General features: G+C 73.3%; 19 protein-coding genes. 18 read left to right on the top strand and 1 reads right to left on the bottom strand.

The features are described 5' to 3' along the window. Nucleotides 1-9 precede the first annotated feature (9 nt). The 8 genes from OG429_RS41050 (at nt 10) to OG429_RS41015 (ending at nt 9417) form a co-directional block, all read left to right on the top strand. The gene (locus OG429_RS41050) at nt 10-1611 is read left to right on the top strand and encodes a class I adenylate-forming enzyme family protein (RefSeq protein WP_328930735.1); all 1602 of its coding nucleotides are present in this window, start codon (nt 10-12) and stop codon (nt 1609-1611) included. 72 nt (nt 1612-1683) lie between these two features. After that, nucleotides 1684-3399: an FAD-dependent oxidoreductase gene (locus OG429_RS41045; protein ID WP_328930734.1), complete on the top strand. Its 1716-nt coding sequence runs from the start codon at nt 1684-1686 to the stop codon at nt 3397-3399. Next, entirely contained in the window at nt 3396-4199 is an 804-nt protein-coding gene (locus OG429_RS41040) for an SDR family NAD(P)-dependent oxidoreductase (protein ID WP_328930733.1), read from the top strand. Before OG429_RS41045 ends, OG429_RS41040 begins: the two co-directional genes overlap by 4 nt. Further along, entirely contained in the window at nt 4199-5170 is a 972-nt protein-coding gene (locus tag OG429_RS41035; RefSeq protein WP_328930732.1) for an aromatase/cyclase, read from the top strand. Before OG429_RS41040 ends, OG429_RS41035 begins: the two co-directional genes overlap by 1 nt. Before the next feature lie 131 nt (nt 5171-5301). Next, the gene (locus OG429_RS41030) at nt 5302-6570 is read left to right on the top strand and encodes a beta-ketoacyl-[acyl-carrier-protein] synthase family protein (RefSeq protein ID WP_328930731.1); all 1269 of its coding nucleotides are present in this window, start codon (nt 5302-5304) and stop codon (nt 6568-6570) included. Continuing rightward, nucleotides 6567-7829 carry a ketosynthase chain-length factor gene (locus OG429_RS41025; protein ID WP_328930730.1) on the top strand — a complete coding sequence of 421 codons (1263 nt, stop codon included), beginning with the start codon at nt 6567-6569 and terminating at the stop codon, nt 7827-7829. Before OG429_RS41030 ends, OG429_RS41025 begins: the two co-directional genes overlap by 4 nt. A 30-nt stretch (nt 7830-7859) precedes the next feature. Next, entirely contained in the window at nt 7860-8132 is a 273-nt protein-coding gene (locus OG429_RS41020) for an acyl carrier protein (protein ID WP_328930729.1), read from the top strand. Nucleotides 8133-8148: 16 nt separating this feature from the next. Then, nucleotides 8149-9417 (top strand): FAD-dependent monooxygenase, encoded by a 1269-nt coding sequence (locus OG429_RS41015; RefSeq protein WP_328930728.1) that lies wholly within the window; start codon nt 8149-8151, stop codon nt 9415-9417. A gap of 45 nt (nt 9418-9462) precedes the next feature. Here OG429_RS41015 and OG429_RS41010 read toward each other — a convergent pair whose 3' ends face one another. Next, complete coding sequence (locus OG429_RS41010; protein ID WP_328930727.1) at nt 9463-10212, bottom strand: GbsR/MarR family transcriptional regulator; 750 nt, start codon at nt 10210-10212, stop codon at nt 9463-9465. Between the two features lie 222 nt (nt 10213-10434). Here OG429_RS41010 and OG429_RS41005 point away from each other — a divergent pair, with 222 nt between their 5' ends. From OG429_RS41005 to metH, 10 genes are all read left to right on the top strand, one after another. Further along, a complete protein-coding gene (locus tag OG429_RS41005; RefSeq protein WP_328930726.1) occupies nt 10435-11106 on the top strand; it encodes a DUF4097 family beta strand repeat-containing protein in 672 nt (223 codons plus the stop codon). A gap of 33 nt (nt 11107-11139) precedes the next feature. After that, nucleotides 11140-12108 carry an ATP-binding cassette domain-containing protein gene (locus OG429_RS41000; protein ID WP_328930725.1) on the top strand — a complete coding sequence of 323 codons (969 nt, stop codon included), beginning with the start codon at nt 11140-11142 and terminating at the stop codon, nt 12106-12108. Next, a complete protein-coding gene (locus OG429_RS40995) occupies nt 12105-12896 on the top strand; it encodes an ABC transporter permease (protein WP_328930724.1) in 792 nt (263 codons plus the stop codon). Before OG429_RS41000 ends, OG429_RS40995 begins: the two co-directional genes overlap by 4 nt. A gap of 202 nt (nt 12897-13098) precedes the next feature. Further along, a complete protein-coding gene (locus OG429_RS40990; protein WP_328930723.1) occupies nt 13099-14055 on the top strand; it encodes an aromatase/cyclase in 957 nt (318 codons plus the stop codon). Between the two features lie 9 nt (nt 14056-14064). Then, the gene (locus OG429_RS40985; protein WP_328930722.1) at nt 14065-15852 is read left to right on the top strand and encodes an acyl-CoA dehydrogenase; all 1788 of its coding nucleotides are present in this window, start codon (nt 14065-14067) and stop codon (nt 15850-15852) included. Beyond that, complete coding sequence (locus OG429_RS40980; protein WP_328930721.1) at nt 15849-16664, top strand: 4'-phosphopantetheinyl transferase family protein; 816 nt, start codon at nt 15849-15851, stop codon at nt 16662-16664. The genes OG429_RS40985 and OG429_RS40980 overlap by 4 nt, the downstream gene beginning before the upstream one ends. Nucleotides 16665-16748: 84 nt before the next feature. Next, nucleotides 16749-18884 carry a condensation domain-containing protein gene (locus tag OG429_RS40975; protein ID WP_328930720.1) on the top strand — a complete coding sequence of 712 codons (2136 nt, stop codon included), beginning with the start codon at nt 16749-16751 and terminating at the stop codon, nt 18882-18884. Between the two features lie 56 nt (nt 18885-18940). Further along, nucleotides 18941-20164, top strand: coding sequence for a methionine adenosyltransferase (metK, locus tag OG429_RS40970; protein ID WP_328930719.1), 1224 nt, complete (start codon nt 18941-18943; stop codon nt 20162-20164). 68 nt (nt 20165-20232) lie between these two features. Continuing rightward, nucleotides 20233-21225 carry a carbohydrate kinase family protein gene (locus OG429_RS40965; protein WP_328930718.1) on the top strand — a complete coding sequence of 331 codons (993 nt, stop codon included), beginning with the start codon at nt 20233-20235 and terminating at the stop codon, nt 21223-21225. Continuing rightward, nucleotides 21222-24671 carry a methionine synthase gene (gene metH / locus OG429_RS40960; RefSeq protein ID WP_328930717.1) on the top strand — a complete coding sequence of 1150 codons (3450 nt, stop codon included), beginning with the start codon at nt 21222-21224 and terminating at the stop codon, nt 24669-24671. The genes OG429_RS40965 and metH overlap by 4 nt, the downstream gene beginning before the upstream one ends. The last annotated feature ends 17 nt before the right edge of the window (nt 24672-24688 follow it).

The raw sequence follows: 24688 nt of genomic DNA, 5'->3' as shown, positions 1-24688 counted from the left end.
GAGCGTGCCGTGCCGAGATTCGCGTACCCTCAGCTGCCCCTGGACGGCCTGCTGCGCCGCGCCGCCGAGCGCGACCCGGACGGCTGCGCCGTGCGCACGGCCTCCGCCGCGGCCACCTTCGCGGAACTCGACGCCCTCACCGACCGGTTCGCCGCGTGCGTCACCCACCTCGCCGGCGGCCCCGGAGCCCGGATCGGCGTGGCGGGCGTCCTCGGCCCGGAGTTCCCCGCCGCGTACTACGGAGCCATGCGCGGCGGCGGTACGGCCGTGCTGGTCAACCCGCTGATCAGGGAGGCGGGGCTGGTGCACGTCTTCACGGCCGCCGCCGTCGAGGTCGCCTTCGTGCCGTCGGCCACCGCCGAGGTGCTCACGAAGCTGCGCGACCGGCTGCCGGCGCTGCGCGCGGTCGTGGTGACCGACGCGGACGACGGCGTGGTGCCCGGGGACTGCGTCCCGCTCGCCGTGGCCCTCGCCGTCCCGTCGGTTGCGGTTCCCGCCGGGCTCACCGGGCCCGGCCCCGATCTCGACGCCGACGCCTGCGTCCAGTTCACGACCGGCACCACCGGGCGGCCCCGCGGGGTCCGGCTCACCCACCGCAACCTGGTCGCCAACGCCGCGCAGACGGCCGCCGCCCACCACCTGGACAGCCGCTCCGTCACCCTCAACCACCTGCCGCTCTACCACACCATGCACCTGAACTCGGCCGTGTTCGCGGGCGCCTGCCAGGTCCTGTGCGCCGACCCCGACCCGCTGGCCTCGCTCGCGCTGGCCGCTCGCAGCGGCGCCACGCACTACTACGGGCTGCCCGCCCGGCTGCAACGGCTGGCCGGGATGCTCGCGGGCACCGGCCCACGGCCCGAGGGCGTGCCCGCCGGGCCCGAGCTGACCGCGGTCCTCTCCGGCGGCACCGCGCTCGCCCCCGCCACGGCCCACGCGCTCTCCTCCCGGCTCGGCGTGCCCGTCATCCAGGGCTACGGGATGGCCGAACTCTCCCCGCTCTCGCACTGCCAGAGCCCCGGCGACGGCGGCCACCGCGGCTCGGTCGGCCGGACCGTGCCCGGCACCGAATGCCGCATCGTGCACCTGGACACCCGCCGCCCGATGGACGTGTACGCCACCGGCGAGGTCCAGGTGCGCGGGCCCCAGCTGATGGCCGGCTACCTGGACGGCCCGGACGGCTCCGGGGCCGGCCCGGACGGCTGGTTCTCCACCGGCGACGTCGGCTACCTCAACGAGGACGGCGAACTGTTCCTGGTGGACCGGCTCGGGGACGTCTTCAAGCACGACAACGAACTCGTCTCGCCCACCGCCGTCGAGAGCGTGCTAGCCGAGGACCCGCGGGTGGCCGACTGCGTGGTCGTCGGCTGGCCCGACCCCGTGCATGGGGCCGTCACCTGGGCCGGGATCGTCCTGCGCGACCCCACCGCACCCGGCCTGCTCGACACCCTCGACTCGATCGTGGACGGCGCCAACCGGCGCCTCGCCCGCTTCGAGTGGATCCGCCGCGTCGAGGTCGTCGACGCCGTGCCCCGCACGCCCGTGGGCAAGCCCGAACGGCGCGCCCTGCGCCAGGCCCTGCGCGGCCGCGCGGCCGCCGAAGCCGCCGTCTGACGCCCGGACATCTGCACCCCGACACCTGCCCCGGCCTTTCCGCCCCTCGACCCCCGGAAGAGAGCGACCACCATGGTGACCTTCGTCGGACGGCAGCCGGTGCCGGACCCGGCCTCGGTGCTCGTCGTGGGCGCGGGCCCCGTCGGCCTGACCGCCGCCCACGAACTGGCCCGCCGCGGAGTGCGCGTACGCCTCGTCGACGCGGCGCCCGGACCCGCCCGCACCAGCCGCGCGGTCGCCGTCCACCCGCGGACCCTCGAGACCTTCGACCAGATGGGAGTGGCCGAACCGGTCCTCGCGAGCGGGCGGCACAACAAGGCCTTCACGATGTACGCCGGCGGGCGGCGCCTGGTGCGGCTGGAGGCCGACTACTCCTCGATGCCCACCCGCTTCCCCTTCACCGTCGTCATCGAGCAGACCCGCACCGAGGAACTGCTGCGCGAGGCTTGCGGCCGGCTCGGCGTCACGGTCGAATGGGACGTGCGGCTGACCGGCTTCAGCCAGGACCCGGGCGGCGTACGGGCCCGCCTGGAGCACGGCGACGGCCGCGCGGAGGAGTACCGGGCGGCCTGGCTGGTCGGCTGCGACGGCGGCCACAGCACCGTGCGCAAGGAGCTCGGGCTGCCGCTGATCGGCGAGTCCAGCGAGACCTGGGAGCTGGCCGACGCCCAGGTGGCCATGGACCTGCCGCCCGACACCATCTACTGGGTGCACACCGGCGGTCAGGCCCTGATGATGGTTCCCTACCAGCGCGAGGGCCACTGGCGGCTGCTCGACACCGCCCCCGTCGCGGGCCCCGGCATCGCGAGCCCCGCCCAGGCGCGCGAGAGCGCCGCCCGCTTCTCGCAGCGGCTCAGCGCGGGACTCGGCCGCGAGGTGCTGGTCGGCGAACCCGAGTGGAGCTCCGTCTTCACCTTCCAGCAGCGCATGGTGCCCGCCATGCACCAGGGCCGGGTCTTCGTGGCGGGCGACGCGGCGCACGTGCACAGCCCGGCCTCCGGCCAGGGCATGAACACCGGCATCCAGGAGGCGTACAACCTCGCCTGGAAGCTCGCCATGGTCGCCCGCGGCCAGGCGGGGCGGCCGCTGCTCGCCACGTACGGGCAGGAGCGGGTGCCCGTCGGCCGCAAGCTGCTCGGCTCCACCCGGCAGGCCACCTTCCTGGTGCAGTTCAAGAACGCGCTGGCCGGGGTGATGCTCCCGGCCGTCTTCTCCGTCGTGCGGGGCGCCCCGCCGCTGCGCCGCGCCATCCAGCGCAAGGTGCTCGGCGGCATGTCCGGGCTGCTGCTGGGCTACCCCGACTCCCCGCTGACCAGCACGGACGGTGGGCTGCGGCAGCCGGCCGGTTCGCGCGCCGCCGCGATCGCGGCCGGCCTGCCCGCGGGCCCTGCCGCGACGGCGCTCCACGCCGAACTGCGCGACCCCCGCTGGACGCTGCTGTACGCGCCCGACGGCGACGAGGCGAGCCTGGCCGCCGAGGCCGCCGCCGGCGTGGCCGGGGACTGGCTCTCGGTCCGGGCCGTCGGCGCCCGCCCGGGCACCGCGCCGGCGCCGCTGCCCGACCCGGACGGACTGCTGCGCGACGCGCTGGGCCTCGCCTCCGGCGGCTGGGTGCTCATCCGCCCCGACGGCTATCTGGCCGCGAGCGGCCCCGAGCTGACCGGGCGACGGCTGGAGCGGGCCCTGTCCGTGCTCGGCCCGGTGCTTCTCCAGCGCTCCTCCGTCGGCTCCCCAGCGCCTGCCGACACGGTCGAGGCAACCACCCGAGTCCTGGAGGGACGACGATGACGGCGACGACTGAACAGACGGTGCCCGCCACTTCCGTGGCACTGGTCACGGGCGCGACCAGCGGGATCGGCCTGGCCGTGGCCCGGGACCTGGGCCGGCGCGGCCACAAGGTGTTCATCTGCGCCCGCACCGAGACGGCCGTCAAGCAGGCCGTCGAGGACCTGCGGGAAGAGGGCCTGGAGGTCGAGGGCAAGGCGGCCGACGTGCGGAACAAGGAGGACGTCGTCGCGCTCGTCGCGGCGGCCGTCGAGACCTTCGGCCCCATCGGCATCCTGGTCAACAACGCCGGGCGCAGCGGCGGCGGCCGGACCGCCGAACTCTCCGACGAGCTGTGGCACGAGGTCATCGACACCAACCTCAACAGCGTGTTCCTGGTGACCCGCGAGGTGCTCCGCAACGGCGGGATCGGCGAGGGCCCGTACGGCCGCATCATCAACATCGCCTCCACCGCGGGCAAGCAGGGCGTGGTGCTCGCCGCGCCGTACACGGCCTCCAAGCACGCCGTCGTCGGCTTCACCAAGTCGCTCGGCAAGGAGCTCGCGACGACCGGGACCACCGTCAACGCGGTCTGCCCGGGGTACGTCGAGACGCCGATGGCCGCCCGGGTGCGCGCCGCGTACGCCAACGTGTGGGACAAGTCCGTGGACGAGGTGCGGGAGGAGTTCGAGGCGAAGATCCCGCTGGGCCGCTACTCGACCCCGGAGGAGGTCGCCGGTCTCGTCGGCTACCTGACCACGCCGTTCGCGGCCTCGATCACGGCCCAGGCGCTGAACGTCTGCGGCGGTCTGGGGAACTTCTGATGACGTCCCTGGCACCGGAGACCGGGCGCGTCCACCGCACGGTCCACACGACCGAGGTCGCCGCCCCCGCGGGCGTGGTCTACGGGCTGATCGCGGACGCGGCGAAGTGGCCGCTGTACTTCCCGCCCAACGTCCACGTGGAGCGGCTCGCCTTCGACGGCGTGCACGAGCACCTGGCGGTGTGGGCCACGGCCAACGGCGAGGCGAAGTCCTGGACCTCGCGCCGCCGACTGGACGCGGCCGCCCGGCGGATCGAGTTCCGCCAGGAGATACCCGCGGCCCCGCTGTCGGCGATGGCCGGCACCTGGATCGTGGAGCCGCTGGGCGCCGCGCGCTCGAAGCTGACCCTGCTGCACGAGTTCTCGGTGGCCGGCGACCGGGCCGAGGACGTGGAGTGGGTGAACCGGGCCACCGACACCAACAGCCGGGCCGAACTGGGCAACCTCGCCCGGCTCGGGGAACGCTGGGGGCAGCTGGACGCCCTGGTGATGTCCTTCGAGGACACCGTGCACATCGCCGCGCCCCCGGAGGCGGTCTACGCCTTCCTGGAACGGGTCGGCGACTGGCCGCGGCTGCTGCCGCACGTCTCGCGGCTCGACGTGACCGAGCGGGGGGCGGTGCAGGTGATGTCGATGGACACCCTGACGGCGGACGGGTCCGCGCACACCACCGAATCGGTGCGGGTCTGCTTCCCCGGGTCCGGCCGCATCGTCTACAAGCAGACGCGCACCCCGGCCCTGATGGAGGCCCACACCGGCTCCTGGACGGTGACCGGGGACGAGCACGGGACCACCGCCATCTCGCAGCACCGGGTGGTGGTGCGCGAGGAGGCCATCACCCGCGTGCTGGGGGAGGGCGCCGACCTGCGCTCGGCCCGCGACTACATCCGTACGGCGCTGGGGCGCAACAGCACCGCCACGCTCACGTACGCCAAGCGGCACGCGGAGAGCCTCGCCGCGCCGCCGCGCTGACGGTCCGGCCCACGGACCGGGACACGCATCGGGACACGGATCGGGCCGGGGCGGCGGCTCCAGCAGCCCTCCAGCGCGGTCGTCGAGGCTCGGGAGGAGCGTCAGCGGAAACTACTCGTGGGGGCAAGGCGATGAGACGTGTGGTCATCACCGGCATCGGGGTCGTCGCCCCGGGGAAGCCCGGGACCAAGGAGTTCTGGTCCCTGCTGACCTCCGGGCGGACCGCCACCCGTGCCATCACGCTCCTCGACCCCGCGCCGTACCGCTCCCGGGTCGCCGCCGAGGCGGACTTCGACCCGCTGGAGCACGGGCTGGGCCCCGCCGAAGCCGAACGCCTGGACCGCGCCGCTCAGTTCGCCGTCGTCAGCGCCCGCGAGGCGCTGGCCGACAGCGGGCTGGCGGGATCCTTCGACCCCGCCCGGTGCGGGGTCACCCTGGGCAGCGCGCTCGGCTGCACCACCGCCCTGGAGCGCGAGTACGCCGTCATCAGCGACCGGGGCGGACGGTGGCTGGTCGACCACGGCCGGGCCGCCCGGCACCTGTACGACTACTTCGTGCCGTCCTCGATGGCGGCCGAGGTCGCCCGCACCGCCGGGGCCCAGGGGCCCGTCTCCCTGGTGTCCACCGGCTGCACCTCCGGTCTGGACGCGATCGGGCACGCCGTCGACCTGGTCCGCGAGGGCAGCGCCGACGCCATGGTCACGGGCGCCGGCGAGGCGCCGATCTCGCCCATCAGCCTGGCCTGCTTCGACGCGATCAAGGCGACCACCCCGCGCAACGACGATCCGGCCAGTGCCTCGCGCCCCTTCGACCGCACCCGCAACGGGTTCGTACTCGGCGAGGGCGCGGCCGTCCTGGTCATCGAGGAGTTCGAGCACGCCCGGCGGCGCGGCGCGCACGTCTACGCCGAGATCTCCGGCTTCGCCTCGCGCAGCAACGCCTACCACATGACGGGGCTGCGGGCCGACGGAGCGGAGATGGCCGAGGCCATCCGCGCCGCGCTCGACGAGGCGCGGCTGGACCCCGGCGCGGTCGACTACATCAACGCGCACGGCTCCGGCACCAAGCAGAACGACCGGCACGAGACCGAGGCGTTCAAGAAGAGCCTGGGTGCCCGCGCCCACGAGGTGCCCGTCAGCTCGATCAAGTCGATGATCGGCCACTCCCTCGGCGCCGTCGGCGCCCTGGAGGTGGCGGCCTGCGCGCTCACCATCGAGCACGGCGTGGTGCCGCCGACCGCCAACCTGCACGAGCCCGACCCGGCCTGCGACCTCGACTACACCCCGCTCACCGCCCGCGAACAGCGCACGGACACCGCCCTGACGGTCGGCAGCGGTTTCGGCGGCTTCCAGAGCGCCATGATCCTCACCCGTCCGAGCCTGAAGGCAGCAGCCGCATGAACGCCGTCGCAGCCCCCGCATCCCCCGCAGACACCGACACCGCCGCGGCCCCCGTGACCACCGCCGTCTTCACCGGGATCGGGGTGGCGGCCCCGGGCGGGCTCGGCACCGAGACCTGGTGGGCCGCCGTGCTCCGCGGCGAGAGCGGCATCGGGCCCGTCACCCGCTTCGACGCCTCCCCCTACCCGGCCGGGCTGGCCGGTGAGGTGCCCGGCTTCGTCGACGAGGACCACGTCTCCAGCCGCCTGCTGCCGCAGACCGACCGGGTGACCCGGCTGTCGCTGGCCGCCGCCCAGGAGGCCCTCGACGACGCGGGCGCCGACGCCCGGGAACTGCCCGCCTACGGGGCGGGCGTGGTCACCGCGAACTCCTCCGGCGGATTCGAGTTCGGCCACCGCGAACTGCAGGCCCTGTGGAGCCAGGGCCCGCAGCACGTCAGCGCGTACCAGTCCTTCGCCTGGTTCTACGCCGTCAACAGCGGCCAGATCTCCATCAAGCACGGGCTGCGCGGCGCCTCGGGCGTCGTCGTCTCCGAACAGGCCGGCGGTCTCGACGCGGTGGCGCACGCCCGCCGCCAGCTCCGCAAGGGCGCACAGCTCGTGGTGACCGGCGGCCTCGACTCGGCCCTGTGTCCCTGGGGCTGGGCCGCGCACCTCGCCGGCGGCTCCATGACCACCGTCGACGACCCGGCCAGGGCCTACCTGCCGTTCGCCGAGGACGCCTCGGGCCATGTGGTGGGGGAGGGCGGGGCCCTGCTCGTCCTGGAGGACGCGCGGAGCGCGGAGCGCCGCGGGGCCCACGTGTACGGGAGCCTGGCCGGGCACGCGGCCACCTTCGACGCCTCGCCGGAGCGGCCGCGGCTGGCCGACGCCGCGCGCCTGGCGCTCGCCGACGCCGGGCTGGAACCGGCCGACGTCGACCTCGTGTTCGCCGACGCCGCCGGGGAGCGGGCAGCCGACCGGGCCGAGGCCGAGGCCATCGCCTCCGTGTTCGGACCGTACGGGGTGCCGGTGACCGCGCCCAAGAGCATGGCCGGGCGGCTGTCCGCGGGCGGCGCCGCACTCGACCTGGCGGCAGCCCTGCTCGCCCTGCGCGACCAGGTGATCCCGCCGACCACCGGCACCGAGCGGCCCGCCGCCGACTGCCCCGTGGACCTGGTCACCACCGCCCCGCGCACGGGCGTGGCGCTGCGCACCGTCCTGGTACTCGCGCGGGGCCGGGGCGGCTTCAACGCTGCGGCCGTCGTCCGGGCCGCCTGACACCACCACCGACACAGAGGAGAGACGTCCATGGGACAGGAGCAGATCGAACTGGCGGACCTGGTCAGGCTGGTGCGCGAGTGCGCGGGCCAGGCCGAGGGGACCGACCTCGACGGCGACATCCTGGACTGCGATTTCGGGGACCTCGGCTACGACTCGCTGGCCCTGCTGGAGATCACCGGCCGGGTCGAGCGCGATTACGCGGTCATGCTCGACGAGGAGGAGCTCGACGAGGCCTACACCCCGCGCCGCTACCTCGACATGGTCAACCGGGCGCTGTCCGCCTCCCGGGCCGCGGTCTGACATGGACGTGCGGGCCATGCGCGGAACGGAGGTACGGGAGAGCGACGTGTGCGTCGTCGGCGCGGGCCCGGCGGGCCTCGCCCTGACCCTCATGCTGCTGCGCTCGGGGGTGCGCACCACGCTGGTCGAGCGGGCCACCGCCTTCCGCCGGGACTTCCACGGCGAGATCCTGCAGCCCGGAGGGCAGCGCGTCCTCGACGACCTCGGGGTGCTGGCACCGGCCCGGCGCCGCGGCTCGCGCGTCCTGGACGGGTTCCAGGTCGTCCAGGGCGAGCGGCGGCTGCTGCTCGACATCGACTACCGGCGCCTGCCCGCCCCGTACGACCACCTGCTGGCCCTGCCGCAGCCCTTCCTGCTCGGCGAACTCCTCGATGCCTGCCGTGCGCTGCCCGGGTTCACGTACCTGGAGGGCCACCGGCTCGCGTCGCTCGTCGAGAAGCGCCCCGGCGCCCCGGTCACCGGAGTGGTCACGCGCGGACCCGACCACGCTCCCACCGAGGTCCGCGCCCGCGTGGTCGTCGGCGCAGACGGGCGGTACTCCAAGACCCGCGCGCTCGCCGGTATCGCCGCCGGGCGCTCGGAGGCCTTCGCCCAGGACACGGTGTGGTTCTCGCTGCACGCGCCCGGGCGCACGACGGGCAGGGTCAGGGTGCACCGGGCCGGCGGCAGCGTCGTGCTCGTCCACGAGTCCCATCCCGACCGGCTGCGGGTGGGCTGGACCCTGCCGCACGGCAGCTGGCGGGACGTCGTCGCGCGGGGCATGACCGACGTACGCCGGGAACTGACCCGGACGCTCCCGCAGTTCGCCGATCTGCTGCACGAACAGCTGTCCTCGCCGGCCCAGCTGACCCTGCTCGACGTGTTCGCCTCGCACGCCGAGGACTGGGCCCGCGACGGCCTCGTCCTGCTCGGGGACGCCGCGCACACGCACGGGCCCGTCGGCGCCCAGGGCGTCAACCTGGCCCTTCAGGACGCCGCCGCCCTGCATCCCGTCCTGGTCGACGCGCTGAACGCGGGCCAGGTCTCCCGGGAGCGGCTCGCCCCCTACCAGCGGCGGCGCTCGCCCGTCGCGCAGGCGGTGCACCGGATGCAGCGGGTCCAGACCGGCGCGGTGTTCGGCGCGGGCGGCGGCCCGCTCGCGGACTTCGCGCGCACCTGGGCGGCCGCGGCCGTCGGCCGCACCCCGGTCGGCGCCCGGATCGCCCGCAGGGTCGCCCACGGCACCGATCCGCTCGGGGTCCGGACCGACCTGTTCACCGTCCGCCCCGCTGCCGCGAAGGTCTAAGCGGCCTCGGCCGCTTAGGCGGGCGGCTGTCTGTCCGTCTGTCTGTCAGCGGTCCGGGTCTGGCGTGGCAGCGCTGTCCGTGGTCGTTCCGGGTTTCGTGTGGAGGATGTCGCGCGCCTGGTCCGCGGCGCGGATGGTGCTCTCGGCGACGAAGTCGAGGAAGCGGGCGACGTTCTCGAGGCGGGTGGCGGCCGGGGTACCGGGGCCGAGGACGTCGACGCCCTGCCGTGCGGTGTCGACGAGTTGGGCGATGCCGCGGGCGCTGGCCAGCATCGACTGGTACCAGACGTCGGCGTCGACGACGTAGCGCTCGCGGCGGCGTTCGTCGCGTTCCCGGCGGATGAGGCCCTGGCTCTCCAGGAACGTGATCGCTTTGGAGACGGACGCCGGGCTGACCTGGAGGCGCTGGACGAGTTCGGACGCGGTGAGGCTGCCCGAGTCGGTGGTGAAGAGGCAGGCCAGCACCCGGGACATCATCTTGGGCGCGCCCGTTTGTGTGACGACGGTGGTGAACACCTCCTCGTACTCGCGCACGGCCTCGGCGTCGCGCCCGTGGGCCTGCGGGGCCGCCTCCGACTCCCGGGATACGGCCTGCCGGCGGTGGGCGCGGCGTTCGGTGGCGCGGTGGGCGAGGTCGGCGCGGTAGACGGTGGGGCCGCCGTTGCGCATCACCTCGCGCGTGATGGTCGAGGTGGGGCGGTCGAGGCGTCTGGCGATCTCCGCGTAGGCGAGGCCGTCGGCCAGTCCCAGCGCGATCTGCTGACGTTCCTGCTGGGTGAGTCTGCCTCCCGGCATCGCGGTCTCCTTCGTGGTCCTTGGTGTCTCCAGTATAGCGTTCACCTTCAATTCATTGCAACGAATGGGGTGGGGTTTGTTGCGTTAGGCGTTAGACCGTTGCAACGATTTCCTGGCTTTCACCTGCGGTAATGGCATTTCTGTGCAACGAGTATGTTGCCCAGTCTTTGAACGCAACGTAGCTTTTCCCTCATCGGAAACAGCGAGTCAAAGGAAAACGCCATGCTGAAGTTCGACACCGCCGCCCCGGTCGCCGCCGTCCTGGACATTCCCGCGGGGCGCATCCGGTTCATCGCCGCGGACCGGGCCGACACCACGGTCGAGGTCCTGCCCGCGGACGCCTCCAAGGGCCGTGACGTGACGGCGGCGGAGCAGATCGAGGTCGGATACGCCGACGGCGTCCTGCGGATCGCGGCCCCGGCGGCGAAGAACCGGATCCTGGGCAACTCCGGTTCCGTCGAGGTGACGGTCCAGCTGCCGGCCGGCTCCCGCGTCGAGGCGAAGGCGGCCAGCGCGGAACTGCGGGGCGTCGGCCGGCTCGGCGACGTCACCTTCGAGGCCGCGCAGGCCACCGTCAAGCTCGACGAGACCGACAGCGCCCGCCTCACCCTCCAGGCCGGTGACATCACGGTCGGCCGCCTGGGCGGCCCGGCGCAGATCAGCACCCAGAAGGGCGACCTGCGCATCACCGAGGCCGTGCGCGGCACGGTCGAACTGCGCACCGAGGCGGGCGAGATCTCGGTCGGCGCGGCCCGCGGAGTCTCCGCGTCCCTGGACGCCGGCACCTCCTACGGCCGCATCCACAACGCACTGAACAACACCGACGGCGGCGCCGCCGGCCTGAACATCCACGCGACCACCGCCTACGGCGACATCACCGCCCGCAGCCTCTGAAACCGCCCGCAGCCTGTAGAAGGAGCACCCCTCATGACCAACTTGGCCATCGCGGCGAACGGGCTGCGCAAGTCCTACGGCGACAAGACCGTCCTCGACGGCGTCGACCTGGCCGTCCCCGAAGGAACGATCTTCTCCCTGCTCGGCCCCAACGGCGCCGGCAAGACCACCGCCGTGAAGATCCTCTCCACCCTCATCTCCCCCGACCCCGCCGGTGGCCGGATCCACGTCGGCGGCCACGACGTCGCCACCGACCCGCAGGCCGTGCGTGCCGGGATCGGTGTCACCGGGCAGTTCTCCGCCGTGGACGGTCTGATCACCGGCGAGGAGAACATGCTGCTGATGGCGGACCTGCACCACCTGTCCAGGAGCGAGGGGCGGCGGGTCACCGCCGAGCTGCTGGAGCGGTTCGACCTCACGGAGGCCGCGAAGAAGCCCGCCTCCACCTACTCCGGCGGCATGAAGCGCCGCCTGGACATCGCCATGACGCTGGTCGGCAGCCCGCGGATCATCTTCCTCGACGAGCCGACCACCGGCCTCGACCCGCGGTCCCGGCACAACATGTGGCAGATCATCCGCGAGCTCGTCACGGGCGGGGTCACCGTCTTCCTCACCACCCAGTACCTGGAGGAGGCCGACGAGCTCGCCGACCGCATCGCCGTGCTCCACGACGGCAGGATCGCCGCCGAGGGCACCGCCGAAGAGCTGAAGCGGCTCGTCCCCGGCGGGCACGTCCGGCTCCGCTTCACCGACCCGGCCGCCTACCGGCGCGCCGCGTCCGCACTGCGCGAGGCCTCCCGGGACGACGAATCACTCGCCCTGCAGCTCCCCAGCGACGGCAGCCAGCGCGAACTGCGCTCCATCCTCAACCTGCTGGACTCGGCCGGCATCGAGGCCGACGAGCTGACCGTGCACACCCCCGACCTCGACGACGTCTTCTTCGCCCTGACCGGCTCCACCGTGCCCGGCCAGAACAACCAGCCCAAGGAGGCTGTCCGATGAGTTCCTTCTCCCTCGCCGTGCGCGACTCGTCCACGATGCTGCGCCGCAACCTCCTGCACGCCCGGCGCTACCCGTCGCTCACCCTGAACCTGCTGCTCACCCCGGTGATGCTGCTGCTGCTCTTCGTCTACATCTTCGGCGACACCATGAGCGCGGGCATCGGCGGAGGCGCCGCCGGCCGCGCCGGGTACATCGCCTACGTCGTTCCGGGCATCCTGCTGATGACCATCGGCAGCACCGTCATCGGAGCCGCGGTGTCCGTCTCCACCGACATGTCCGAGGGCATCATCGCCCGCTTCCGTACGATGGCGATCCACCGCGGCTCCGTGCTCATCGGGCACGTCGTCGGCAGCGTCCTGCAGTCGCTCGCCAGCGTGGTCCTCGTCGGCGCCGTCGGCGTGGCCATCGGCTTCCGGTCCAAGGACGCCACGGCCCTGGAGTGGCTGGCGGCGTTCGGGCTGCTCGCCCTCTTCGCCCTGGCTCTCACCTGGATCGCGGTCGGGATGGGCATGGCCAGCCCGAACGCGGAGGCGGCCAGCAACAGCGCCATGCCGCTGATCCTCCTGCCGCTCATCTCCAGCGCGTTCACCCCGATCGAGGGGATGCCGGGCTGGTTCCAGCCGATCGCCGAATACCAGCCGTTCACGCCCGTCATCGAGACCCTGCGCGGGCTGCTGCTCGGCACCGAGATCGGCCACAACGGGTGGCTCGCGGTCGCCTGGTCCATCGGCCTGGCCGTGCTCGGCTACCGCTGGTCGACCTCGAAGTTCAACCACGACCCGAAATAACCGCCATGACCACGCGGGCGCTTCCCGCAACTCGTGCCACCCGAGGGCGGCGTACACCGACACCCCGTCGACGTACGCCGCCCCGTTCGTGTGCGGGGAGGACATGGTCCCGACCGTCCCTGACCGGCTCTCAAGCGGCCTTCCACCCCGCTTCCGGCGGCCTCGGGCACATTCGTGAGTCCAGGGCGAGAGAGGCGGGCCGATGTCAGGTGAGCGAGTGCTCCACAAGACGTACACGGTGGACGTGACCGCACCCGCGGGCGTGGTGTACGGGCTGATCGCCGACACCACCCAGTGGCCGCTGATCGTGCCGCCCAGCGTGCACGTGGAGCGGCTCGACTTCGACGGGACCGAGGACCGGTTCCAGATGTGGGTCACCGCCAACGGCCAGGTGAAGTCCTGGTTCTCCCGCCGCGCCATGGACCCGGTGGCCCGCCGCGTCGACTTCCGGCAGGAGACCCCGGCGGCCCCGGCGCTGGCCATGGGCGGGCGCTGGAGCGTGGACGAGCTCGGCGCCACGCGGTCCCGGCTCACGCTCGACCACGACTTCACCGTGGCCGAGGACCGGCCCGACGACGCGGCCTGGCTGGCGCGCGCCACCGACACCAACAGCAGGGCCGAACTCGACCGGATCAAGGAGACCGCCGAGAACTGGGCGAGCCTGGACGACCTCCTCCTCACCTTCGAGGACCGCGTCACGGTCAAGGCGCCGCCGGAGCTCGTCTACTCCTTCCTCTACGGAGTCGACGACTGGCCCGCCCACCTCCCGCACGTCAGCCGCGTCAATCTGACCGAGGACGTGCCCGGCATCCAGCTGCTGAGCGTGGACACCCTCACGGGCGACGGCTCGCGGCACACCACGGAGTCCGTCCGGATCTGCTTCCCGCACGCCTACCGGATCGTCTACAAGCAGACGGCGACACCGCGCCTGCTCGCCGCGCACACCGGCGAATGGTCGCTGTTCCCCGACGAGACCGGCGTCACCGCCGTCTCGCGGCACAGCGTCCTGCTGCGCGAGGAGGCGATCGCCGAGGTGCTGGGCCCGGACGCCGACATCGCCCAGGCCCGTGCATACGTACGCGAGGCGCTCGGCCGCAACAGCGTCGCCACCCTCGGCCGCGCCGCCCAGCACGCGGAATCCGCCGTCCGTACCCTCTGAAACGGGGAGTTGAGCACCACGATGACGATCTCCCTGGAACCCCGGCTACCCACGGCCGCGCCCCCTGCGCCCCATGCATCCCACGCGGCCGATGCCGCCGCCCGCGCCGCCCGCCTGGAAAGCCTCCTCGGGGACCCGCACGACCCCGCCAATCCGCACGGCATCGCCGCCCTCGCCGCTGCCGACGCCCGGCGCGAACCGCCCGCCGCCACCGAGGAACTCCTCGCCGCGGCCGGGCTCGGAGCCGAGTTCGTGCCCGTCGGCTCGGGCGGCCGGCTGACCCGCGCCGACCTGCTCGCGCAGGTGCTGCGCCCCGTCTTCCGCCGCGACGTCGCCCTCGGCTTCGGTTACGGGATCACCTCGCTGTTCGCCACCGCCGCCGTCTGGGCCGCGGGCGACCCGGAGCAGCGGGCCACGGCCGCCGCGCCGCTGCTCGCCGGAGGCCGGGCCTCGATCGTCCACCACGAGATCGCCCACGCGAACGGCATCCTGCGCGACGAGTTCACCGCCGATCCCGATCCCGGCGGCTACCGGCTCAGCGGCCGCAAGGACGTCATCATGAACGCCGCCCGGTCCGGCGCGTACGCGGTCTACGCCCGGACCGCGCCCGCCCGCGGCCCGCGCAGCCACTCGGTCTTCCTGCTCGACGCCGACGTACTCGCCGCCGCCCGCGCCCGCGGACACCTCGCCCACCTGCCCCGCGTCACCACGCCCGGCATGCGCGGCGGCCTCTTCTCCGGGCTGGAGTTCAGCGACTGCCTGCTGCCCCGGCACACCCTGGTCGGACGCGAGGGCGAGGGCGTCGCCCTGGCCCTGCGCACCTTCCAGGTCAACCGGTGCCTGATCCCGGCCGTCGCCGTCGCCGCGGCGGACACCGTCCTGCACTCCGCCGTACGGGCCGTCACCGCGGGCCGCACCGCTCCGGTCGCCCGGCGCTGGCACAAGCCGCTCGCCGGGGTCTTCGCCGACCTGCTGGCCGCCGACAGCATGGCGACCGTGTCGCTGCGCGCGCTGAGCCTGCTGCCCGAGCACGTCAACGTGCTGGCCGCGGCCGTCAAGTACGTCGTACCGGACATGCTCCGCGAGAACCTGGAGGAGCTCGCCGGAGTGCTCGGCGGCCACGGCTACGCGCACGGTGACGCGCAGTACGGCGCCCTCGACAAGCTGGTCCGCGACCTGCCGGTGGCCGGCCTCGGGCACGCCGGAACGGCCGCCTGCCAGGCCGTCATCGTCCCGCAGCTGCGCTCGCTGGCCTCCCGTTCCTGGTTCAGCGTGCCCGAGCCACCGCCCGGCCTGTTCCGCGGCGGGGCGCGCCTGCCCGACCTGGACTACCGGCTGCTGGGCATAGCCGGGGGCGACGACTTCCTCACCGCCTCACTGGTGGGCGCGGCCGACCGGCTCGCCACGATCCGCCGGGTCGGCGGGCAGATGGCCGCGCTCAGTGACCTCGCCGACGGCTTCGTGAACGAACTGCGGGCTCTGCGCGCGGACTGCGTGGCGCTGCCCGCCGAACGGGCCGCGCTGGCCGGCCCCGGGGTGGCCGTGCTCACCGACCGGTACGCGCTGATCCTGGCGGCCGCCTCGGTCCTCGGCGTCTGGGAGGCGCAGGACGGCACGGACGCCTTCCTCGCCGACCCCGCCTGGGCCGTACTCGCGCTGACGCGCATCGGCAGCCGTCTCGGCATCGCCGTGCCCGACCTGCCCGAGGGCTGCCTGGCGCAGGTGCTCGACGAGCTGATCCGCCGGCACCGCACCGGCCGCAGCTGCGACCTCGAAGGTACGGAGCTCACCCGATGAACCGCGCGGGCGCGCTGCCCATCCACGTCACCGGCCCCGACGGGCCCTGGGAAGCGGTCTCCGCGGCACTGGAACGTCGCGGCAGCGTCGTCGTGTACGCGACGTGGGGGGAGTGGCTGACCGCGGCGCTCGCCGACACCTCGCTGCGACCGCTGCTGGGCCGCGACTGGCAGCGTTACCGGCGCACCCCGGACGCCGCGGTCCGCTACCGCTTCGTCACCTCGCGCATGGTCGTCAAGTACACCGCGGCGGCGGCGCTGCGGACCGATCCGGCCGCGCTGGACCTGTCGTACCGGATCGGCGGACGCCCGTACATCCGCGGCATGAGCCAGATCGACGTCAGCCTCAGCCACACCGAGGACCTCATCGCCGTCGGTGTCAGCAGGACCGGACGGATCGGCGTGGACGTGGAGCCGGCCGGCCGGCGGATGTCCTTCGAGCTGCTGCGGGACCGGGTGTGCATCCCCGCCGAGGCCGCCGAACTGGACCGGATGCCCCCGGAGCGGCAGGTCGCCGAGATGCTCCGGCTGTGGACCCTCAAGGAGGCCTACACCAAGGCCCTGGGACAAGGGCTGAGGCTGGGGTTCACGGAATTCGGCTTCGGCCTGGCCGACGGCGGACTCCTGGGGCCCGACGGCAGCCCGGCCGGGGGCGGCGCGTGGTCGTTCGCCACGCACCGGGTGCTCAGGCGGTACCTGCTCAGCACGGCCTGTCATGACACCGGGCTGGACTCCGCGCGGGACACCGCGGTCGAAACGATGCTCGACGAAGGGTTCATGGGTGCCGTGGAGGAGGAACTGGGGGCCCGCTGACCTCACCGGACGGCTCGTGACACCGGACACCGGACACCAGACAGCGACGTCAGACACGCAGAAGAAAAAGGAGGGAGGATTCCGATGAGCGCGGCCATGGCGGTCGTCCTCGTGCCCGGCCCGCCGCCCTCGCTGGAGCTGCACGGGCCGCTGGAGGCGGCACACCTGGAGGCGGCCCTCGCACTCCTCCCGGCCTGCGAGCCCACCCTGGAACGGCACTCGGACACCCACCACACCCTGACGGTGGCGCCCCACCCGTACCCCGTCGGGCTGCTGTCCGACCTGCTCAGCGCGGCGCCCGCGCGCCCGCGTCCGCGCCCCCGGACCCGCTCCACCGGCCCGGCCAGCCGCCCCCGGGCCGCCGACTGCGGCCGCGGCCCGCGCCCGCCGGCCGTACCCGCGTCCCCGCTCCAGCGGGACCTGCTGCTCGACACGCTCGTGCGCCCCGGCGCCGGACTCCACGTCGAGCAGCTCCTGGCCCGCTGGTACGGGCCGCTGGACCTGCCCCGCTTCACCGCCGCATGGCGGACGCTGTACGACGGTGACGCGGCCCTGCGCACCGCGCTGGCCGACTCCGCGGGAGCACCGCCGTCGATGGTCGTCCACCCGCGGGTGGATCCGCGGATCGAGCACCACGGCGCCGGCGGCGCCGACTGGCACTCCCTCGTCCTGCGCGAGCGGCTGCGCGAGTTCGACCTGCGCGACCCAGGCCAGCTGCGCATCGTGCTGCTGGACGAGGACGCGCCGCCCGGGTCGGGGAGCCCGTCCGGGCCCACCCGCATCCTGTTCACCTACCACCGCGCCTTCCTCGACGAGCGCAGCGTGCGCGGCCTGCTGCGGGCCTTCCTGCGCGCCTACCTCGCCGACGGCAGGCCGCTGGGCGGCGAGCGCCGCCCCGACGTCCGCGACCACGCGCACTGGCTGGCCCGCCAGGACACCTCGGCCGCACGGGAGTTCTGGTGGCGGGCCGCCCCGCCGCCGGACGCCGTCACCCTGCCCGCCGTGCGGTCCGACGATCAAGGCACCCGGGCGGGCGAGGCACAGGAAGGTCCCGGCCACGGGCGCAACCGCGCGCGTCTCACCCCGCTGGAGGCGGCGCGGCTGCGGGCCTGGGCAGCCGCGCAGGGGGCGACCGAGTCGACCGCCCTGCACGCGGTGTGGGCGCTGCTGCTGTACCGGGCCGCCGCTCGCGCGCGGCGCCCCGACCCGGTGGCCGTCGCGTTCTCGGTGGCCGTCTCGGGCCGCGGCATCACCCTCGCCGGCGCCGAGCTGCTCTCCGGCGCGCTGGGCAACTCCCTTCCGCTGGACGTGGCCGTACGGGCCCACATGCCGGTGGCCCTGCTGCTGGACACGCTCAGCGGCTACGCGCTGGACCGCGCGGCCTACGAGTGGGTGTCCGCCGGGCAGATCGAGGACTGGACCGGCCGCCGCGGCACGGCGGCCGCGCCCTTCGAGTCCCTCGTCGTCTTCGAACCGCAGGCCGCCGCCGCCCACACCGGCTGGGGCTCCTCCGGTACGGGACCGGGGCGCGACGCCGTCGTGGACGAACTCGCCGAAGCGGGCGTACAGCTGGACCCGCCGGAGGTGCTCGCGGCGCACACCGCCCTGCCGTTCACCCTCTTCGCCCACCACGACACCTCGGGCGGACTGGTCCTGACCTCGGTCCACGACCGGGCCAGGTTCCAGGACGCCGACGCGGCCGGCCTGCTCTCCCAGGCGGCCCTGCTGCTGCGCACCCTGCCCGACGGCCGGGGCGCCCTGGACGTGTCCGGGGCCCTGGAACTGCTCGACGGCATCCCCGTACCGCGGGTGCGGCCCCGCCCGGCAGCCGCGGCGCGCGTCCTGCGCGCGGCCGCCCGTCCCGGGGCGGGCACGATCTGCCTGCTGCCGGCGCCGGGCTCGCCGCCCGGGTGTTACGACGGCCTCCCCGAGTTCTACGACGGTCCGCAGGCCCTGGTCACCCTGCCCGCCGGGGACGACCCGGCCCTGTACCTGCAGGCCCTGCGCCCCGCGCTCGCCCGCGGGGAGCCGGTGTGGCTCGGCGGGGCCTCCGGTGCGGGCGACGCCGCCTGGCGGGCCGCCGAGCGGATCGCCGCGCACGGCTGGCAACCGCCGCTGGTCGCCGTCGCCGGCGCCGCGGACGGCGGGACCGGCCTGCTGCGGTCGCTGGCCCGGGCGCTGACGGCCGCGGCGCGCCGCCCGCGGCTGGGCACCGTATGACGTCCACGTCCCTTCCGTCTCCTCCGTGCTCTCTGTCCCAACCCATCAGGAGTGACATGTCCCGCCGTCTGTTCACCTCGGAATCCGTGACCGAGGGCCACCCCGACAAGATCGCCGACCAGATCAGCGACACGATCCTCGACGCGCTCCTCACCGAGGACCCGGCCTCGCGCGTGGCCGTGGAGACCCTCATCACCACGGGTCTGGTGCACATCGCGGGAGAGGTGACGACGAAGGCGTACGCGCCGATCGCGCAGCTCGTCCGCGACAGGATCCTGGAGATCGGCTACGACTCCTCGGCCAAGGGCTTCGACGGCGCCTCCTGCGGTGTGTCCGTCTCGATCGGCGCGCAGTCCCCGGACATCGCGCAGGGGGTGGACACCGCGTACGAGCAGCGGGTCGAGGGCGCCGCCGCAGGTGAGGACGGCGACGAGCTCGACAAGCAGGGCGCCGGCGACCAGGGCCTGATGTTCGGCTACGCCTGCGACGAGACCCCGGAACTGATGCCGCTGCCGATCCACCTCGCGCACCGGCTCTCGCGCCGGCTCTCGGAGGTCCGCAAGAACGGCACGCTCCCGTACCTGCGCCCGGACGGCAAGACGCAGGTCACCATCGAGTACGACGGCGACAGGGCCGTGCGCCTGGACACCGTGGTCGTGTCCTCGCAGCACGCCTCCGACATCGACCTGGTGGGGCTGCTGACCCCCGACATCCAGGAGCACGTGGTCGACCACGTGCTGGCCCAGCTGGCGCAGGACGGCATCAAGCTGGAGACCGAGGGCTACCGGCTGCTGGTCAACCCGACCGGCCGCTTCGAGATCGGCGGCCCGATGGGCGACGCCGGCCTGACCGGCCGCAAGATCATCATCGACACGTACGGCGGCATGGCCCGCCACGGCGGCGGCGCCTTCTCGGGCAAGGACCCGTCCAAGGTCGACCGCTCCGCCGCGTACGCGATGCGCTGGGTCGCGAAGAACGTCGTCGCCGCCGGGCTCGCCTCGCGCTGCGAGGTCCAGGTCGCGTACGCGATCGGCAAGGCCGAGCCCGTCGGTCTCTTCGTCGAGACCTTCGGCACGGAGACGGTCGCCACCGACCGGATCGAGGACGCCATCGGCGAGGTCTTCGACCTGCGCCCGGCCGCGATCATCCGCGACCTGGACCTGCTGCGCCCGATCTACGCCCAGACCGCCGCCTACGGCCACTTCGGCCGCGAGCTGCCCGACTTCACCTGGGAGCGCACCGACCGGGCCGAGGCGCTCAAGGCCGCCGCCGCCCGCTGACAGCGCCCCGCCCCGCCCGCGCCCCGCCCCGGCGAGAGTCCGGCCCCCACCTGCCTTCAGGAGAGAACGTGCGTATAGCGGTGACAGGATCCATCGCCACGGATCACCTCATGGCCTTTCCGGGCCGGTTCGTCGACCAGCTGCTCCCCGACCAGCTGGAGCACGTCTCCCTGTCCTTCCTGGTCGATTCCCTGGAGATCCGGCGGGGCGGGGTGGCGGCCAACATCGCCTACGGGCTCGGCGTACTGGGGCTGGACCCGGTACTCGTCGGCGCCGTCGGCCCCGACTTCGGCGAGTACGAGGTGTGGCTGAAGGAGCACGGCGTGGACACCGGCGGAGTGCGCGTCTCCGCCGGGCACCAGACCGCCCGCTTCATGTGCATGACCGACCAGGACTCCAACCAGATCGCCTCCTTCTACGCGGGCGCGATGGCGGAGGCCGCCGAGATCGACCTGCGCGAGGTCATCGCTCGCGGCGGCCCCCTGGACCTGGTCCTCGTCTCGCCCAACGACCCGGCCGCGATGGTCCGTCACACCGAGGACTGCCGCCGGCTCGGCATCCCCTTCGCGGCCGACCCCTCCCAGCAGCTGGCCCGCCTCTCCCGGGACGAGGTGCGGGGCCTGATCGACGGGGCCCGCTGGCTCTTCACGAACGAGTACGAGTCCGCGCTGCTGCGCGAGCGGGCCGAGTGGAGCGTCGAGGACGTGCTCGCCCGGGTCGGCACCTGGGTGACCACCCTCGGCTCGAAGGGCGTGCGCATCGACAGCGAAGGCGTTCCCGTCCTCACGGTGCGAGCCGTACCGGACGTGCCCGCCGAGGACCCGACGGGCGTCGGAGACGCCTTCCGCTCCGGCTTCCTCGCCGCGGTGAGCAAGGGGCTGCCGCTGGAGGCCGCCGGCCAGCTCGGCTGCGCGATGGCGGCACTGGTGCTGCGGGCCGTCGGCTCGCAGGCGTACGAGGTCGAGCCCGCCGGACTGCTCGGCACGGTCCGGGCGGTGTACGGGCCCGCGGCGGAGCAGCGGCTGGACGGCGTGCTGGGGTCCCTGGGAGGTGCGTCGTGAACCGGGCCGACGAGTTGCGCGAGGCGCTGGCCACCCGGGTGGTCGTCGCCGACGGAGCCATGGGGACGATGCTCCAGGCGCAGGACCCCACGATGGAGGACTTCCAGCAGCTGGAGGGCTGCAACGAGGTCCTCAACGTCACCCGCCCCGACATCGTGCGCACCGTGCACGAGGCGTACTTCTCGGTGGGCGTGGACTGCGTCGAGACCAACACCTTCGGCGCGAACTTCGCGGCGCTCGCCGAGTACGACATCGCGGAGCGGGTGCACGAGCTGTCGGAGTCCGGTGCCCGCATCGCCCGTGAGGTCGCCGACGAGTTCACCGCCTCCACGGGGCAGCAGCGCTGGGTCCTCGGCTCGATGGGCCCGGGCACCAAGCTGCCCACCCTCGGCCACATCACCTACGCGAAGATCCGCGACGCCTACCAGATCAACGCCGAGGGCCTGCTCTCCGGCGGCGCCGACGCGCTGCTCGTGGAAACCACCCAGGACCTCCTGCAGACCAAGTCCTCGGTGATCGGTGCCCGCCGCGCCATGGAGGCGCTCGGTGTCACCGTCCCGCTGATCTGTTCGGTGACCGTGGAGACGACCGGCACGATGCTGCTGGGTTCGGAGATCGGTGCGGCGCTGACGGCGCTGGAGCCGCTGGGCATCGACATGATCGGCCTGAACTGCGCGACCGGTCCGGCCGAGATGAGCGAGCACCTGCGCTATCTGGCGCGCAACGCCCGCATCCCGCTCTCCTGCATGCCGAACGCCGGGCTGCCCGTGCTCACGAGTGAGGGGGCGCATTACCCCCTGTCGGCGGCCGAGCTCGCCGACGCGCAGGAGACCTTCGTCCGTGAGTACGGGCTGTCGCTGGTGGGCGGCTGCTGTGGTACGACGCCGGAGCACTTGCGGCAGGTGGTGGAGCGGGTGCGGGGTGCGGCCGTCACCGGGCGGAAGCCGCAGCCGGAGCCGGGTGCGGCTTCGCTGTACCAGACGGTGCCGTTCCGGCAGGACACCTCGTACATGGCGATCGGGGAGCGGACGAACGCGAACGGGTCGAAGAAGTTCCGTGAGGCGATGCTGGAGGCCCGTTGGGACGACTGCGTGGAGATGGCGCGGGACCAGATCCGTGAGGGTGCGCACATGCTCGACCTGTGCGTCGACTACGTGGGCCGTGACGGCGTCGCGGACATGGAGGAGCTGGCCGGGCGGTTCGCGACGGCTTCGACGCTGCCGATCGTGCTGGACTCGACGGAGGTTCCCGTCATCCGGGCGGGCCTGGAGAAGCTGGGCGGCCGCGCGGTCATCAACTCCGTCAACTACGAGGACGGTGACGGTCCCGAGTCCCGGTTCGCGAAGGTCACCCGGCTGGCGCAGGAGCACGGCGCGGCGCTGATCGCGCTGACCATCGACGAGGACGGCCAGGCCCGTACCGCCGAGCACAAGGTCGCCATCGCCGAGCGCCTGATCACGGACCTGACCTCCAACTGGGGGATCCGTGAGTCGGACGTCCTCATCGACACGCTGACCTTCACGATCTGCACGGGCCAGGAGGAGTCGCGGGGCGACGGCATCGCGACGATCGCAGCGATCCGCGAGCTCAAGCGCCGCCACCCGGACGTCCAGACCACCCTCGGTCTGTCGAACATCTCCTTCGGCCTCAACCCGGCCGCGCGCGTCCTGCTGAACTCGGTGTTCCTGGACGAGTGCGTCAAGGCCGGCCTGGACTCGGCGATCGTCCACGCGTCGAAGATCCTGCCGATCGCCCGGTTCGAGGAGGAGCAGGTCACGGTCGCCCTGGATCTCATCTACGACCGGCGGGGCGAGGGCTACGACCCCCTGCAGAAGCTGATGGCCCTCTTCGAGGGCGTCAACATGAAGTCGTTGAAGGACGGGCGGGCGGAGGAGCTCCTCGCGCTGCCGCTGGACGAGCGTCTGCAGCGGCGCATCATCGACGGCGAGAAGAACGGCCTGGAGGCCGACCTCGACGAGGCCCTGCGGACCCGTCCCGCCCTGGACATCGTCAACGACACCCTCCTGGAGGGGATGAAGGTCGTCGGCGAGCTCTTCGGCTCCGGCCAGATGCAGCTGCCCTTCGTGCTCCAGTCCGCGGAGGTCATGAAGACGGCCGTTGCCCATCTCGAACCGCACATGGAGAAGACCGATGCCGACGGCAAGGGCACGATCGTGCTGGCCACCGTCCGCGGTGACGTCCACGACATCGGCAAGAACCTCGTCGACATCATCCTGACCAACAACGGCTACAACGTCGTCAACATCGGCATCAAGCAGCCGGTCTCGGCGATCCTGGAGGCCGCGGCCGAGCACAAGGCCGACGTGATCGGGATGTCCGGGCTCCTGGTGAAGTCGACGGTCATCATGAAGGAGAACCTTCAGGAGCTGAACCAGCGCAAGCTGGCCGCCGACTACCCGGTGATCCTCGGCGGCGCCGCGCTGACCCGCGCCTACGTCGAACAGGACCTCCACGAGATCTACGAGGGCGAAGTCCGCTACGCCCGCGACGCCTTCGAAGGCCTGCGCCTGATGGACGCCCTCATGGGCGTCAAACGCGGCGTCCCCGGCGTCGAACTGCCGCCCCTCAAACAGCGCCGCGTGCCCAAGCGGGACACTCCCTTCCTGGTGGCGGAGCCCGAGCCCGGCGGGCGTTCGGACGTGGCCGTCGACAACGCCGTGCCCACGCCGCCGTTCTGGGGCACGCGCGTCATCAAGGGCGTCCCGCTCAAGGACTACGCCTCCTGGCTGGACGAGACCGCCCTGTTCAAGGGCCAGTGGGGCCTCAAGGACGCCGAGACCATCGAGACGGACGGCCGGCCCCGGCTGCGCGGCTGGCTGGACCGGCTGCACACCGACGGGCTGCTCGAAGCGGCCGTCGTGCACGGCTACTTCCCCTGCGTGTCCAAGGGCGACGACCTGATCATCCTCGACGAGAACGGATCCGAACGGACCCGTTTCACCTTCCCGCGCCAGGGCCGCGGCCGCCGCCTGTGCCTCGCCGACTTCTTCCGGCCCGAGGAATCCGGCGAGACCGACGTCGTCGGCCTCCAGGTCGTCACCGTCGGCAGCCGCATCGGCGAGGAGACGGCCCGGCTGTTCGCCGCCGACGCCTACCGCGAGTACATGGAGCTGCACGGGCTCTCCGTGCAGCTCGCCGAGGCCCTCGCCGAGTACTGGCACGCCCGGGTCCGCGGCGAACTGGGCATCACCGGATCCGACCCGGCGTCCATGGACGGCATGTTCCGCACCGAGTACCAGGGCTGCCGCTATTCCCTCGGCTACCCGGCCTGCCCCGACCTGGAGGACCGCGCGAAGATCGCCGACCTGCTCCGGCCGGAGCGCATCGGTGTCCACCTCTCGGAGGAGTTCCAGCTCCACCCCGAGCAGTCCACCGACGCGATCGTCATCCACCACCCCGAAGCCTCGTACTTCAACGCGCGCTGACCTCTCCGGACGCCGAA

It is taken from the genome of Streptomyces sp. NBC_00190, assembly GCF_036203305.1.
Taxonomy (GTDB): domain Bacteria; phylum Actinomycetota; class Actinomycetes; order Streptomycetales; family Streptomycetaceae; genus Streptomyces.
This window is presented reverse-complemented; position numbering and strand designations above follow the sequence as displayed.

What these genes read in the sequence shown, in the direction of transcription:
- OG429_RS41020 (WP_328930729.1), top strand. Translation starts at nt 7,860, where the DNA reads ATGGGACAGGAGCAGATCGAACTGGCGGACCTGGTCAGGCTGGTGCGC.
- OG429_RS40975 (WP_328930720.1), top strand. Translation starts at nt 16,749, where the DNA reads ATGAGCGCGGCCATGGCGGTCGTCCTCGTGCCCGGCCCGCCGCCCTCG.
- OG429_RS41040 (WP_328930733.1), top strand. Translation starts at nt 3,396, where the DNA reads ATGACGGCGACGACTGAACAGACGGTGCCCGCCACTTCCGTGGCACTG.
- OG429_RS41030 (WP_328930731.1), top strand. Translation starts at nt 5,302, where the DNA reads ATGAGACGTGTGGTCATCACCGGCATCGGGGTCGTCGCCCCGGGGAAG.
- OG429_RS41025 (WP_328930730.1), top strand. Translation starts at nt 6,567, where the DNA reads ATGAACGCCGTCGCAGCCCCCGCATCCCCCGCAGACACCGACACCGCC.
- OG429_RS41015 (WP_328930728.1), top strand. Translation starts at nt 8,149, where the DNA reads ATGCGCGGAACGGAGGTACGGGAGAGCGACGTGTGCGTCGTCGGCGCG.
- OG429_RS41035 (WP_328930732.1), top strand. Translation starts at nt 4,199, where the DNA reads ATGACGTCCCTGGCACCGGAGACCGGGCGCGTCCACCGCACGGTCCAC.
- OG429_RS41045 (WP_328930734.1), top strand. Translation starts at nt 1,684, where the DNA reads ATGGTGACCTTCGTCGGACGGCAGCCGGTGCCGGACCCGGCCTCGGTG.
- OG429_RS41005 (WP_328930726.1), top strand. Translation starts at nt 10,435, where the DNA reads ATGCTGAAGTTCGACACCGCCGCCCCGGTCGCCGCCGTCCTGGACATT.
- OG429_RS40980 (WP_328930721.1), top strand. Translation starts at nt 15,849, where the DNA reads ATGAACCGCGCGGGCGCGCTGCCCATCCACGTCACCGGCCCCGACGGG.
- metK (WP_328930719.1), top strand. Translation starts at nt 18,941, where the DNA reads ATGTCCCGCCGTCTGTTCACCTCGGAATCCGTGACCGAGGGCCACCCC.
- OG429_RS41010 (WP_328930727.1), bottom strand. Translation starts at nt 10,212, where the DNA reads ATGCCGGGAGGCAGACTCACCCAGCAGGAACGTCAGCAGATCGCGCTG.
- OG429_RS41000 (WP_328930725.1), top strand. Translation starts at nt 11,140, where the DNA reads ATGACCAACTTGGCCATCGCGGCGAACGGGCTGCGCAAGTCCTACGGC.
- OG429_RS40995 (WP_328930724.1), top strand. Translation starts at nt 12,105, where the DNA reads ATGAGTTCCTTCTCCCTCGCCGTGCGCGACTCGTCCACGATGCTGCGC.
- OG429_RS40990 (WP_328930723.1), top strand. Translation starts at nt 13,099, where the DNA reads ATGTCAGGTGAGCGAGTGCTCCACAAGACGTACACGGTGGACGTGACC.